13 protein-coding genes, 1 tRNA gene and 1 other RNA gene are annotated in these 14,382 nt (G+C 33.6%); 14 read left to right on the forward strand and 1 reads right to left on the reverse strand.

What is annotated here, in order from left to right:
* Nucleotide 1: 1 nt before the first annotated feature.
* The 5 genes from LQ615_RS10130 (at nt 2) to LQ615_RS10150 (ending at nt 4,685) form a co-directional block, all read left to right on the forward strand.
* Entirely contained in the window at nt 2-1,459 is a 1,458-nt protein-coding gene (locus tag LQ615_RS10130) for a glutamate synthase subunit beta (RefSeq protein ID WP_064211300.1), read from the forward strand.
* A gap of 60 nt (nt 1,460-1,519) precedes the next feature.
* A tRNA-Ser gene (locus LQ615_RS10135) sits at nt 1,520-1,612 on the forward strand.
* A 132-nt stretch (nt 1,613-1,744) separates the two neighbouring features.
* On the forward strand, nt 1,745-2,662 hold the full coding sequence (locus LQ615_RS10140) for a S66 peptidase family protein (protein ID WP_239703896.1): 918 nt from the start codon (nt 1,745-1,747) through the stop codon (nt 2,660-2,662).
* Nucleotides 2,663-2,679: 17 nt separating this feature from the next.
* Nucleotides 2,680-3,780 (forward strand): dipeptide epimerase, encoded by a 1,101-nt coding sequence (locus LQ615_RS10145; protein ID WP_103268539.1) that lies wholly within the window; start codon nt 2,680-2,682, stop codon nt 3,778-3,780.
* A complete protein-coding gene (locus LQ615_RS10150; RefSeq protein ID WP_017000875.1) occupies nt 3,777-4,685 on the forward strand; it encodes a C40 family peptidase in 909 nt (302 codons plus the stop codon). The genes LQ615_RS10145 and LQ615_RS10150 overlap by 4 nt, the downstream gene beginning before the upstream one ends.
* Here the strand turns inward: LQ615_RS10150 and LQ615_RS10155 are convergent.
* A complete protein-coding gene (locus LQ615_RS10155) occupies nt 4,674-5,420 on the reverse strand; it encodes a serine hydrolase (RefSeq protein ID WP_103268538.1) in 747 nt (248 codons plus the stop codon). The genes LQ615_RS10150 and LQ615_RS10155 overlap by 12 nt on opposite strands.
* Nucleotides 5,421-5,540: 120 nt before the next feature.
* Between LQ615_RS10155 and treP the strand changes: the two genes are divergently transcribed.
* The 9 genes from treP (at nt 5,541) to LQ615_RS10200 (ending at nt 14,059) form a co-directional block, all read left to right on the forward strand.
* Nucleotides 5,541-6,977, forward strand: a complete 1,437-nt coding sequence (gene treP / locus LQ615_RS10160; RefSeq protein WP_103268537.1) for a PTS system trehalose-specific EIIBC component — start codon at nt 5,541-5,543, stop codon at nt 6,975-6,977.
* 27 nt (nt 6,978-7,004) lie between these two features.
* The gene (gene treC, locus LQ615_RS10165; protein WP_103268536.1) at nt 7,005-8,648 is read left to right on the forward strand and encodes an alpha,alpha-phosphotrehalase; all 1,644 of its coding nucleotides are present in this window, start codon (nt 7,005-7,007) and stop codon (nt 8,646-8,648) included.
* Between the two features lie 32 nt (nt 8,649-8,680).
* Nucleotides 8,681-9,418 carry a trehalose operon repressor gene (gene treR, locus LQ615_RS10170; RefSeq protein ID WP_017000879.1) on the forward strand — a complete coding sequence of 246 codons (738 nt, stop codon included), beginning with the start codon at nt 8,681-8,683 and terminating at the stop codon, nt 9,416-9,418.
* Between the two features lie 45 nt (nt 9,419-9,463).
* An RNA gene (gene ffs, locus LQ615_RS10175) (signal recognition particle sRNA large type) lies at nt 9,464-9,732 on the forward strand.
* Nucleotides 9,733-9,824: 92 nt separating this feature from the next.
* Nucleotides 9,825-10,358, forward strand: coding sequence for a GNAT family N-acetyltransferase (locus tag LQ615_RS10180; RefSeq protein ID WP_103268535.1), 534 nt, complete (start codon nt 9,825-9,827; stop codon nt 10,356-10,358).
* Nucleotides 10,359-10,429: 71 nt separating this feature from the next.
* Nucleotides 10,430-12,121: a DNA polymerase III subunit gamma/tau gene (gene dnaX, locus LQ615_RS10185; protein ID WP_239703897.1), complete on the forward strand. Its 1,692-nt coding sequence runs from the start codon at nt 10,430-10,432 to the stop codon at nt 12,119-12,121.
* A 91-nt stretch (nt 12,122-12,212) separates the two neighbouring features.
* A complete protein-coding gene (locus LQ615_RS10190; RefSeq protein WP_017000882.1) occupies nt 12,213-12,533 on the forward strand; it encodes a YbaB/EbfC family nucleoid-associated protein in 321 nt (106 codons plus the stop codon).
* Nucleotides 12,534-12,535: 2 nt separating this feature from the next.
* Nucleotides 12,536-13,132 (forward strand): recombination mediator RecR, encoded by a 597-nt coding sequence (gene recR / locus LQ615_RS10195; protein WP_026023728.1) that lies wholly within the window; start codon nt 12,536-12,538, stop codon nt 13,130-13,132.
* Between the two features lie 78 nt (nt 13,133-13,210).
* The gene (locus LQ615_RS10200; RefSeq protein ID WP_017000884.1) at nt 13,211-14,059 is read left to right on the forward strand and encodes a patatin-like phospholipase family protein; all 849 of its coding nucleotides are present in this window, start codon (nt 13,211-13,213) and stop codon (nt 14,057-14,059) included.
* The last annotated feature ends 323 nt before the right edge of the window (nt 14,060-14,382 follow it).

The following is a 14,382-nucleotide window of genomic DNA, read 5'->3' on the forward strand; positions in this document are numbered from 1 at the left end:
TATGGGTGAATTTAAAGGTTTTATGAAGTATCCTAAAAAGCAATTGGATGAGTTATCTTTAAAAGATAGAATTAATGGATATGAACCGTTCCAACAAAGATTTACTACAGAAGATGCTTCGACACAAGGCGCACGTTGTATGGACTGTGGAACGCCTTTTTGTCAAACAGGTTCATCATTTGGGAGAGATACGATAGGTTGTCCAATAGGTAATTATATTCCGGAATGGAATGACTTAGTATATAGAAAAGATTTCGAAGAAGCTTTTGAAAGATTGTCTGAAACTAATAACTTTCCTGAATTTACCGGACGTGTTTGTCCAGCGCCTTGTGAGTCATCTTGTGTGTTAGCAATAAATAATGATTCAGTAGCGATTAAAGGTATAGAACGTACAATTATAGATGAAGCATACGATATGGGGATCGTTAAACCGAAAGTTCCAAATACACGTTTAGAAGAAAAAGTCGCTATTATCGGAAGTGGACCTGCAGGCTTAACTGCAGCAGAAGAGTTAAATTTATTAGGGTATCAAGTCACGGTATATGAACGTAATCATAGACCAGGAGGACTATTAATGTATGGTATTCCAAGTATGAAATTGGATAAATCAGTTATTGAGCGCCGTATTAAATTGATGGAAGAAGCAGGTATTGTTTTTAAGACCGACATTAATGTAGGGAAAGACATCACGAAAGAAGAACTTAATGAGCAATATGATGCTATTATCGTTTGTACAGGGGCTCAAAAAGGTAGAGACTTACAATTAGAAGGACGTATGAGTTTTGGTATTCATTTCGCAATGGAATATTTAACTGAACAAACACAACTACAAATGGGAGAAATTGAAGAACCAACAATAACGGCAAAAGGGAAAAATGTGATTGTAATTGGCGCGGGAGATACTGGTGCAGATTGTGTGGCAACTGCACTAAGAGATGATTGTAAATCAGTAGTCCAATTTAATAAATATGTACGATTAACTGATAAAATGGAACAAAACACTGCGTGGCCATTACCAATGCCTATATTTAAACTAGATTATGCGCATAAAGAATATCGTGAAAAATTTGGATTTGAACCGAGAGCTTATGGTATTCAAACAATGAGGTATGATGTAGACGAAAACGGTAATATTAGAGGTCTATATACACAAGTATTAAAAGAAACAGATGACGGTATGGTTATAGTAGAAGGTACAGAACGTCATTGGCCCGCAGATTTAGTATTACTTTCAATAGGATTTGAAGGTACAGAACATTTAGTTCCTCATTCATTTAACTTGAATACTGATCGTAATAAAATCGTAGCTAATGAAAGAGACTTTAAAACAAATCAAGATAAAATATTTGTTGCAGGAGATGCTAGAAAAGGTCAAAGTTTAGTTGTTTGGGCAATTAAAGAAGGACGTGCAGTAGCAAAAGCAGTAGATAAGGCGTTAAAGGAAAAAATTACAATATAAATTATTGAAATATTATTGACATCAGTCTTGGCTTGGTATAAGATAAATATTGTCTTATTTGGAGGAATACCCAAGTCCGGCTGAAGGGATCGGTCTTGAAAACCGACAGGGGCTTAACGGCTCGCGGGGGTTCGAATCCCTCTTCCTCCGCCATTATTATTAAATATCCAAGACTATTATATAAACAAGCACTACCTACTTTTGTAGGTAGTGCTTTTTGTTTTGTACAAATGTTTTATAATTTTGTTATAATATAAGAATATTCTGACAAAAAGGGGTGTTTTAATGAAAGCGAAGAGATTAAAAAAGGGAGATACAATCGGTGTTGTTGCTTTAGCAAGCCCTCCGAACCAAGAACATTTAAAAATTGGCTTGGGACGTTTGGAAGAGCGATATGATATTCATTTTAAATTAGCGGAAAATATACATGATACTTATGGTCATCTAGCGGGAACAGATGAAGTAAGACTAAAAAGTTTGCATGATATGTTAATGGATGATGAAGTAAAGGGCATCATATGTGCATGTGGAGGATATGGAACACCGCGTATTGTTGAACAAATTGATTTTAATCTTGTTAAAAAACACCCAAAAATTATATGGGGCTATAGTGATATAACTTGCTTACATAATGCCATTAGACAAGAAACTGGGTTAGTAACATTTCAAGGGCCAATGATCTCTTCTGATATTGGAGAGAATTATCATGATATTTCCATTAATAGCTTTGAACAATTGTTTGAAGGTAAAGATTTAAATTACCCTGTAGAACAGTTAAGATTTAAACCATTTGTGAGTGGTCGTGTAGAAGGAGAGATAGTAGGGGGATGTTTATCGCTTTTAGTATCTAGTATAGGTACACCTTATGAAATTGATACAAAGGATAAAATACTTTTCTTAGAAGATGTAGGAGAAGAACCATATAAAGTAGATGGTTTTTTACAACAATTAAAATCTGCTGGAAAGCTAGACGATGCAATTGGATTTATAATTGGTCCATTTACTAATAGTAAACCTAAAAAGCCAGAGAAATCATTAAAAATGGAAGAAGTATTACAGCATTTTATAGGCAGTTTAAATAAGCCTACTGTAAATGAAGTGTATATAGGCCATTGCACACCACATTTTGGCATTCCATTTGGGACTAAAGCAATATTAAATGTAGATAAAAAGGTTTTGCAAATTGAGTCTGGTGTTTATTAATGCAAAGGGGGATGGGTATGTTTATTACTGATATTAAATACTATAGATATAAAACGCCTTTGAAAAAGCCTTTTAAGACAGCTCTTAGAACTGTTGATGTTATAGAAAGTATTTATGTATTTATTGAAACGAATCATAAAGAGATGGTTGGTGTTGGTGAAGCAGTACCAACGTATGTTATTACGGGAGATACAAAAGGTGGAATAGAAGCAGCTATAGAAGAGGTTTTTAAACCATTGCTGATCAATAGGCCATTATCTATTGGTTTATTGGATGAAATGGACGAAGCCTTAGTAGGAAACTCTAGTGCAAAGGCAGCAATAGATATCGCTCTATATGATTTGCTTGCACAAGAAGCGAAGTCTCCTCTGTATGAATACTTAAATAATGACCCGGGAAATAAATCATTAGAAACTTGTTATACAGTAAGTTTAAATGAAGCAGATGAAATGGTTAAAGATGCTTTTAGATACATACAAGAAGGATATACTCACTTAAAAATAAAAGTCGGAAAAGATAGTGTTGAAACAGACTTAAATAGATTAAAAGCTTTAAGAGCTGCCTTACCTAAAGATACAACGCTTAGTGTAGATGCTAATCAGGCTTGGAATGAAAAGGGAGCAGAACAAGCTTTAAAACATTTTGATGAAGCGTCATTAAATATTGAAAGTATAGAACAGCCGGTTAATAGAAATGAATTTTCAGTATTAGGTAAATTAACAAAAGATTATCAAATTCCACTAATGGTAGATGAAAGCTTATTTAGTGTCCATGATGCTAAACGATTAGTTGAGGTTGGAGCGATTAATCTCTGGAATATTAAACTTATGAAAACAGGTGGCATTCATCAAGCGCGTAAAATACATGAAATAGCTAACGAATATGATATTACTTGTATGGTCGGTTGTATGATGGAAACGCATGTTTCAGTAACTGCAGCGTTACACTTTAGTTTAGCTGCCAATAAAGTAACACGAGTGGATTTCGATGCGCCTCTTATGGTTTCTAATCGTGAAGTAGTAGGTGGTATAGCTTATAATGGTTCGAAAGTGACGGCGCCAAAAGGTTATGGTTTAGGAATTGATAGAAAATCTTTACTTAAGAAGGTGAGTGTATGATCAAGTATTGCAGAGTAAACGTTGGCACAATTTGGAGAGATACAGATAAAGCACGAGATATAGATCGTGATGGTATTATGTACCCAGCTGATATCCAACGATGGTTGTTGGAACTTAATTTAGAAGAAAAACTATCATTTACTGAAGACAGTCGAATAGACACACAGGTACTGTATGGTGAAGCGGTTGAAGTATTGGAAGAGCAAGACGGATGGAGTTATGTTATCTGTTTAGAACAACCATCCAAACAACATGATAAAGGTTATCTAGGATTTATACCTTCTAGCCAACTAGGCGATATGAATATCAAAGCATCCAATCAGCGCATGCGCGTCAAAGTGCCAAAAACTACATTGTTCAATACAGATTTCACAACTAAACAAATTTTATCATTTAATACAGTATTGCCTGTCTTAAAATTAGATCAACAATTTATCGAAGTAGAGACACCAGAAGGTATCGGACTTATTGATGGCAAAGATATTGAACTGAGTGATGAATTTGGCGCATTTAAACAAGGTTCAATGCAAGGCGTTATAGATAATGCTAAATTATTTATTGATTTACCTTATTTATGGGGAGGTATGTCTAGTTATGGTTATGACTGCTCTGGATTATGTTTCCACATGTATAAAAGCCAGAATTTCAATATACCTCGAGATGCAGATGAACAATATGAAGCTATGACGGATATTCCTTTAGATGAACATTCTTTAAAGCCAGGAGACTTACTATTTTTCAGTAAGCCTGAAGATAAAGGTTTTCTTTCCCATGTAGGTATTTACATGGGTGAAGATATGATGATTCATGCACCGCATACACCTAGAAGTATTGAAATTGTTAAACTAACAGGTAGTTATTATCAAAAAATCTTAGTAAAAGCAGCTAGGCTATCAACATTTTAATATAGATTGAATCATATAAGACCCGAAATCGTGAGAGAATTTTATCGCTTTTTCGGGATTTTCTGTGTTAGAAAGAAAACTATAATAATAATACTTTTCTTTAAATTGTATAATGCCTACATCGTTTGCTACATGGTCGTATTCTCCAGTTTTTGAATAATAAATCAATTGATCTTCATAAAATGATTTAAAGATAGAAACTTTATCATTTAAGTGTTGATGACGCATAATTTCTAACATATCATCTCCATTTGCATGTTGAGTGATATATCGAAGCATGTTAATCATATCTTCAGAAGTTGTATAATTTTGTTTACCTTGGTCTATCGCCTCAGCATCCATCATTAATCGGTTTAATTCAGTGTTTTTACAATTCAAAGTTTGTTGTATAAACAAATTGATATGTTGTTGGCCGAAGTAATTAATTAATATATTTGTTGCTGTATTATCAGATACGACAATCATTAATTGAATAAGGTCGTTAACGCTTAAGTACGGGATATCCAATGTTTGTAATACTCCGCTCCCACTCACTTTATGTTCTATTTTTAAATTTTCTTGTCTTTCTTCTTTATTTAACTTCGAAAAAATATAAATCATAATCGGAATTTTGATTAAACTTGCTGATTCGAATATTTTCTTTTCGTTGTGATTTGTTAAAAATGTCTCATTCTCGGAAGCAAATTCTAATGAAACGTTATCGTGTTCCATATATTCATGTGTTAAAAATGACATAATTTATACCTCCTTTATTCAATCATACTACAGAATAAAAGTAATATTAATTGAAAGCCTTTACATACTTGTATATACAAGTTATAATTCAAGTAATAAAAAACAGGGGGAGTGAGTTCAATGTCTGTAAATAGAGAAGAAGTGAAACAGATTATTGATGCTATAGGTGGTAAAGACAACGTAGATGCAGCCACACATTGTGTTACCCGCTTAAGATTAGTGTTAAATGATGAAAGTAAAGTTAATAAAGAAGCTTTAGACAACATCGATTTAGTGAAAGGGTCTTTTGCAGCAAATAATCAATTTCAAATCGTTATTGGTCAAGGCACAGTTGACGAAGCTTATAAAATTTTCCAAGAAGAAACGGGAATTGGAGAAAGCTCTAAAGATGAAGTGAAGAAAGTTTCGGAACAAAAAATGAATCCTTTGCAAAGATTAATTAAATTGCTCGGTGATGTATTTATTCCTATTTTACCTGCAATCGTTACTGCAGGTTTATTGATGGGGTTAAATAATGTGTTAACAGCTGAAGATTTATTTGGTCCTAAATCTTTAGTAGACCAGTATTCATGGTTAGCTGATTTTGCAAACATGATTAACGTTATTGCGAGTACAGCATTTATCTTCTTACCTGCCCTTATTGGTTGGTCAGCTATGAGAGTGTTTGGAGGTAGTCCAATATTAGGATTAGTATTAGGACTTGTACTTGTTCATCCTCAGTTAGCTTCTCAATATGATCTTGGTGGCGGTAAATCAGATGAAATTCCAGTATGGCATATGTTTGGTTTAGAAATTAAACAATTGAACTATCAAGGTCAAGTGTTGCCGGTATTAATAGCAACATGGGTACTATCTGTAATTGAAAAATTCTTAGCTAAACGCGTGCATGATTCAATCAAAATGTTAGTCGTTGGTCCGGTCGCTTTATTAATAACTGGATTCTTATCATTTATTATTATAGGACCTTTAGCATTAGAACTTGGTACACTTATTACGAATGGTATTAAAGGAATATTTGATAGCGCAGGTTGGTTAGGTGGCGCAGTATATGGTCTGTTCTATGCTCCGCTTGTTATTACAGGTTTACATCATATGTTCTTAGCAGTAGACTTCCAACTGATGGGAAGTAGTATAGGCGGTACTTATTTATGGCCAATCTTAGCTATATCTAATATCTGTCAAGGTTCAGCGGCATTTGGTGCTTGGTTGATTTATAGAAAGCGTAAAATGGCAAAAGAACAAGGTTTAGCAATGACTTCAGGAATATCATCTTTCTTAGGTGTTACTGAACCAGCTATGTTTGGTGTCAATTTACCATTGAAATACCCGTTTATAGCCTCTATCGTTTCATCTTGTTTACTAGGTGCGTTTATTGGCGCAAACGGCGTATTAGGAAAAGTTGGTGTTGGTGGTGTGCCGGCAATTATTTCTATAACACGTGAATATTGGGGTGTATATATTATCGCTACATTAATAGCTATGGTGTTACCAGCTATTTTAACAGTGGTATTCTCAAGATTTGCTAAAGAACAAGCGAAAGAAATGGTGCAAGAATAATATTATTAAATAAAGGAGTTCATAAACATGGCGGTTTCAGATTGGAAAAAATCAGTAGTATACCAAATATATCCGAAATCATTTAACGACACGACTGGCAATGGTCAAGGGGATATAAACGGGGTTATCGAAAAATTGCCTTATTTACAAAAGTTAGGTGTAGATTATGTATGGTTAACACCTATTTATGAATCGCCAATGAATGATAACGGATATGATATTAGTGATTATTATGCAATCAATCCTGATTTTGGTACGAAAGAAGATATTGAAAAGTTACTTACTGAAGCACATAAACTTGGCATTAAAGTAATGCTGGATATTGTGATTAATCATACGTCTACGTCACATCATTGGTTTGTTGAATCTAGAAAGTCTAAAGATAATCCGTATAGAGATTATTATATTTGGAAAGAAGGTACTAAAGATGAGCCGCCAACAAACTGGGAATCTAAATTTGGTGGTAACGCTTGGGAGTACGATGAACAAACTGAAAGTTATTATTTAAGATTATTCGACGTCTCTCAAGCTGATTTAAATTGGGAAAATGACCAATTGAAAGAAGAAATCTATGAAATGATAAATTATTGGATTGATTTCGGCGTAGATGGTTTTAGATTTGATGTTATTAACTTAATTTCTAAAGGTGCTTTTGAAGATTCAGAGGAAATCGGTAAAGAATTTTATACGGACGGGCCAAAAGTTCATGAATATTTACATGAATTGAACCGAAAAACTTTTGGAAATAAAGATATTATGACTGTAGGAGAAATGTCTTCTACTACAATAGAGAACTGTATAAAATACACCAACCCTGAAAGACAAGAATTAAATAGTGTATTTAATTTCCATCATTTAAAAGTAGATTATAAAAATGGTGAGAAATGGTCTGATATGAAATTTGATTTTATAGAATTAAAACGTATTCTGATGGATTGGCAAGTTAATATTGCTAAAGGTAATGGATGGAACGCTATTTTCTGGTGTAATCATGATCAACCGAGAGTTGTGACAAGGTTTGGTAATGATGAAACAGAAGCTAACAGAGTTAAATCAGCTAAAATGCTTGCTATATCACTTCATATGTTGCAAGGAACACCTTATATCTATCAAGGTGAAGAGATAGGTATGACTGATCCTAAGTTTACATCAATCGATCAATATCGAGATATTGAAACATTAAACGCATATCGTAGTCTAAGGAATCAAGGCTTGGATGAAGATACGATTATGAAAGTTATTGGACAAAAATCTCGTGATAATTCACGTACACCTGTTCAATGGACAGATGAGGAAAATGCCGGTTTTACAACAGGCACGCCTTGGATAGGCATACCGGATAACTATAGAGAAATTAATGTGGAAGCGGCGATTAAAGATAAGAATTCAATCTTCTACACTTATCAGCGGTTAATTGATATTCGTCATAAACATGATATTATAACGTATGGAGATGTAGAACCACTATATATGGATCATCCAGACTTGTTTATTTACAAAAGAAAGTTAGATAATGAAGAGTGGTTGATTGTAGCTAACTATACAAATGATAAGGTTGAAATACCTGAGGATATTGATATGGAAGGCGAATTGATAGTGGCTAATAATGATTTAAATGGCAATATGCTAGAGCCTTTTGATGCATTTGTTGTTAATTTAAAAAGCATTTAACTATGAAGTTTTGAAGGTATAGAGGTGAAACAATGAATAAGTATATGAAAATCTATCAGTCAATTTGTAAAAAAATTATAAATGGTGAATATGCACACTTACAACAATTACCTTCAGAAAATGAATTAACAAAGATATATTCAACTTCGAGAGAAACAGTAAGAAAAGCATTAAATCTTCTACAAGAAAAAGGTTATATACAAAAGTTACGTGGAAAAGGTTCAGTTGTTATATATGAAGGAATTATTCAATTTCCAATATCTGAAATGATCAGTTTCCAAGAAATTAATAATAGACTAGGTCTTGACTATGAAACGGTAGTTGAAGTATTTGAAGTTATCAATGCTGAAGACGAGCCAATTGTTCAACACGCTTTAGAATTGAATAATCACGATAAGCTATGGCACGTAATTCGAACAAGACAAAAAAATAATAAAGTTCATATCATGGATGAGGATTACTTTGTTTGCAAAGTGATACCCAAACTTTCAAAAGAAGTAGCGTCTCATTCGATTTATCAATATATTGAAAATGAAATGAATGTAGAAATAAGCTATTCAAATAAATCTATTACTTTTGAAAAAATGACAGAGAAAGAAGAACGATATTTTGGACATTTAGATCCTTTATATACAGCTACAGTTAGAGGTATTGTTCATTTGAGTAATGCTGAAAGATTTCAATATAATATCTCTAGACATATTGCGACAGAATTCAAATTTGTCGATTTTTCTAGAAGGGTTTTGAATAAACCTGTAATAGATCAATAGTTTTTTCTTGCCAAGTATAATGGTTTTGTTGTACTATATAAAGTGCCGTGCTAAGTGGGGAGGTAGCGGTTCCCTGTACTTGAAATCCGCTTTAGCAAGACTGAATTCCTTTGCCGCGGACATATTATTGTGAGGTCTGCCCTCAGCACGTGGTGTCTGAAGACGTCGGTCCTATGCAATACAAACCCATGAATCATGTCAGGTCCGGAAGGAAGCAGCATTAAGTGGATCATTGTATGTGCCGTAGGGTTGCCGAAGTTTAGCTAACGACTGAGGTAACGCTTGTGATGTTTGTTCCAAGCAAAGGTGCACGGTATATTTTTTATTCAACTAAACATATTATATATAAATCAAAAAAGGGTGACCTCGGTCACCCTTTTTCTTATATCAGGAGGATATAGTATATATGACGCAATTATATATCGGAACGATTATAGAATCTGAATATGAATTAGCGAAAGAAGTAGTGAAAAAAGCTTTTTTAAATACTGATTATGTAAATGCGAAAGAACATGAATTAATAGGTAGAATTAGAAAATCTCCACATTATAATGCCGAGTTAGAAGTAGTTGCCAAGACAGAAGGCGGAAAAATACTAGGGCATGCGATGATGACAGAAGTAACAGTCGATTCAGAAGAAGATAGTAATACAGTTCTAACTTTAGCGGCAGTATCAGTTTTACCAGAAGTCCAAAATAAAGGGATTGGTAAAGCTTTAATTGAAGCTTTAGAGTATCGAGCTTATGAAAATGGTTATATTGGTGTTGTCGTCATGGGAGATGAAACATATTATCGCGAACTAGGTTATAGAAATGCAGCGGAATTTGACATTTATCCTTCATTTGAAATTAAGAACGAAGATTTTATGTTCAAATATTTATGGGACCATCCTAACAAAGAAGTACGAGGTATAGTTCATTTTCCAGAAGAATTTCGATGATTTATATTAAGAAGAAATATTGATTCGTGATATAATAGTTGTTATGAAGAATTAAACTTGGAGGTGCCATTTTGAATTATCAAGCTTTGTATCGGATGTACCGACCACAATCATTTTCAGATGTTGTTGGTCAAAAGCATGTAACGAAAACATTAAGAAATGCTATCCAAAAAGGAAAGCAATCGCATGCTTATTTATTTAATGGCCCACGTGGAACAGGAAAGACAAGTATTGCTAAAATATTTGCTAAAGCAATTAACTGCACAGTAAATACAAATGGTGAACCTTGCAATGAGTGTGCAATTTGTAAAGGTATCACACAAGGGACTAACTCAGATGTTATTGAGATAGACGCAGCGAGTAATAATGGCGTAGATGAAATTCGTAACATTAGAGATAAAGTTAAGTATGCACCTAGCGAATCTAAGTTCAAAGTATATATTATTGATGAAGTTCATATGTTAACTACTGGAGCTTTTAATGCGCTTTTAAAAACACTTGAAGAACCACCTAGTCATGCTATTTTTATATTAGCAACAACAGAACCTCACAAAATTCCACCAACTATTATTTCAAGATGTCAAAGGTTTGATTTTAAAGCAATCAATTCTGGAGAAATTGAAGATAGACTTGCATTCGTAGCTGATCAACAAGAGATTACTTATGAACAGGAAGCATTAGCATTTATTGCTCAAGTGTCTGAAGGTGGCATGAGAGATGCTTTAAGTATTATGGATCAAGCGATTGCCTTTGGAGACGGTCATTTATCACATGAACACGCGTTGAATGTTACGGGCAGTGTGGACAAAGCAGCTTTAAATGCTCTGTTTCAAGATATCGTTGCTAAAGATATCAAGCAAGCATTTATGAGATATCATGAGTTTATATCTAGTGGTAAAGAAGTTAATAGACTTGTTAATGATATGATTTACTTTATTAGAGATGCTATTGTAGCAAAGACTACTGACCGAGAAGATGAAGAACATGCTTTAAACCAAATCGATTTAAATACAATGTACAAAATGATTGATTGTATAAATGATACACTTGTTTCTATGCGTTTTGCGATTAATCAACAAGTTCATATTGAAATATTGATTGTGAAATTAACAGAACTGGTTACACGTAATCGTCAACAAGAAACACAACAAGAGCAACCATACCAAAATATTTCTAGCGATGTAGAGAATAAAATTAAACAATTAGAAGCTCAAATCACGCAACTCTCTCAAAACGGTGTACAACCAAAAGCGAAACCTGTTGAAAACAAACAAGGTGTTGCAAGGAAACAATCGAAACATGTATTCTCAATACGTCAAATTGAACGTGTATTAGATCATGCAAATAGAGATGATTTGAATTTATTAAAAGAAAAATGGCAAGCAGTTATTGAATCAGTTAAGCAGAAAGATCAACGAGCGTTAGTCAGCTTGTTATTAAATTCAGAACCAGTAGCTGCAAGTGAAGATCACGTGCTTGTTAAATTTGATGAAGACATTCATTGCGAAATCGTAAATAAGAACGATGAGAAAAGAGAACATATCGAATCTATAGTCTGTGAAATAGTGAATAAGACAGTTAAAGTAGTGGGTGTTCCTAATTCTCAATGGCTACAAGTAAGGCAACAATATATTCAATCAAAGAAAGCAAATTCAACCGAAACTAAAAATGAACCAGAACAAGAGAACAAAGAAGAAGCGGATATTGTTAAGAAAGCTCAAGAATTATTCGGCGAAGATACTGTTCATGTAACAGATGAGTAATACATGACATAGACTTCAAAGGTATGTATAATAAATATGACAAAAATTAATTTTCTATAATAATTATAATAGATATTAGGAGGACAAAATTATGCGCGGTGGCGGAAATATGCAACAAATGATGAAACAAATGCAAAAAATGCAAAAGAAAATGGCTGAAGAACAAGAAAAATTAAAAGAAGAAAAAATTGAAGGAACAGCTGGTGGCGGAATGGTTACAGTTGTTGTTTCAGGACACAAAGAAATCTTAGATGTTGTTATTAAAGAGGATGTAGTAGATCCTGAAGATATCGAAATGTTACAAGACTTAGTTTTAGCTGCAACAAATGATGCTTTGACTAAAGCTGATGAAGTAACTGCTGATCGTTTAGGTAAACATACAAAAGGTCTTAACATCCCTGGAATGATGTAATGATGTTTTATCCAGAACCTATATCGAAATTGATTGATAGTTTCATGAAATTGCCAGGTATTGGTCCAAAGACTGCACAGCGATTAGCGTTTCATGTATTAGATATGAAAGAAGATGACGTTGTTCCGTTTGCAAAAGCACTTGTTGATGTAAAACGAGAATTAACATATTGTGAAACATGTGGCCATATAACAGATGTTTCGCCTTGCCAAATATGCCAAGACAAACAAAGAGATCACTCAGTTATATGTGTTGTTCAAGATTCTAAAGATGTTATCGCGATGGAAAAAATGCGCGAGTATAATGGTATGTACCATGTACTTCACGGTGCGATATCTCCAATGGAAGGAATTGGACCAGAGGACATTAATATACCATCATTGCTAGAGCGTCTGAAAAGTGATGAAGTAAAGGAAATCATTTTAGCGACAAACCCTAATATAGAAGGCGAGTCCACTGCAATGTATATTTCTAGGCTTGTTAAACCAATAGGCATAAAGACAACGAGATTAGCTCACGGTTTACCGGTCGGCGGTGATTTAGAATATGCAGATGAAGTGACACTTTCTAAAGCTATTACTGGCAGAACTGAAATTTAAAGAATTATTTTGCAACCTGTTTACAAATATGTAGCAGGTTGCTTTTGTTCAATTATATGATTAGAAAAGAGTGTAAATATGATAAAAGACACAGGTTTAATCTTAGAAGGCGGCGGCATGAGAAGTATGTATACAGCTGGTGTCTTAGACTTTTTTATAAAAGAAGATATATATTTTGAATATAACATCGGCGTTTCTGCTGGTGCTTCTATGGCTGCTAGTTATATTTCTAGACAGTTTAGGCGTAATCATCGTGTGACAGCTAAATACATTAAAGATAAAAGATATCTTTCTTTATCTAACTATATAAAGAGGAAAGAATTATTTGGGATGGATTTTGTCTATCACTATATTCCAACTTATTTAGAACCGTTTGATTTTGAAAAGTTTGATCAAGCTGAAGAGAAGTTCGTAGTTGTTACAACAGATTGCGAAACGGGTGAAGCAGTTTACTTTGATAAAAATGATACAAAGGGTAGTTTATTAACTGCATTAGAAGCAACAAGTTCTCTACCATTGATGGCTAACCCTGTTCAATATAAAGGACACACGCTTTTAGATGGTGGTATTGTTGATCCTATTCCTATTAAGAAATCTATTGAAGAAGGATATACTAAAAACGTTCTTATATTAACAAGACCAAAAGGATATAGAAAAACACCTAGTAGGTTTTCTAAAGTATTTAGAATGAAGGCTTATCCTAAAGTTAATCATTTAATGGAATTAAGATATAAACATTACAACAAAACATTAGATTGGATTGAAGAGGAAGAAGATAAAGGAAATATCTTTGTAATAAGACCAACTAACACACTAGCAGTAGATAGAGTAGAGAAAGATCCAAGGAAATTAGATGCTTTATATAGAGAAGGATACGCAGATGCAGAAAAAATCTATAAAGATTTAAAAGAATATGTAGAGAAATAATCATATTAGGGTACATTAAGTGTTTTGGTGTAATTTTGATGCTTGAGAAAGGGTTGTATAGCCTGTATAGTTATATCTTGTGAGCGAGAGATATTGAAAACATCAAAACACTTCAAAAATTAATTTTAAAAAGTTGTTGACTTCACCAAATGAAGCGTGTATAATTATTTCTTGTGATGCAAAATGAACATTGAAAACTGAATGACAATATGTCAACGTTAATTCCAATAATTTGAGTACTGAAAGTACTTCAAAGAGTGATTGGCTTAACCAATCAACAAGAGCTAATCAAGCTTACTTCTTTTATGGAGAGTTTGATCCTG

Source organism: Mammaliicoccus sp. C-M13 (assembly GCF_022386845.1).
GTDB classification, from domain to species: domain Bacteria; phylum Bacillota; class Bacilli; order Staphylococcales; family Staphylococcaceae; genus Mammaliicoccus; species Mammaliicoccus lentus.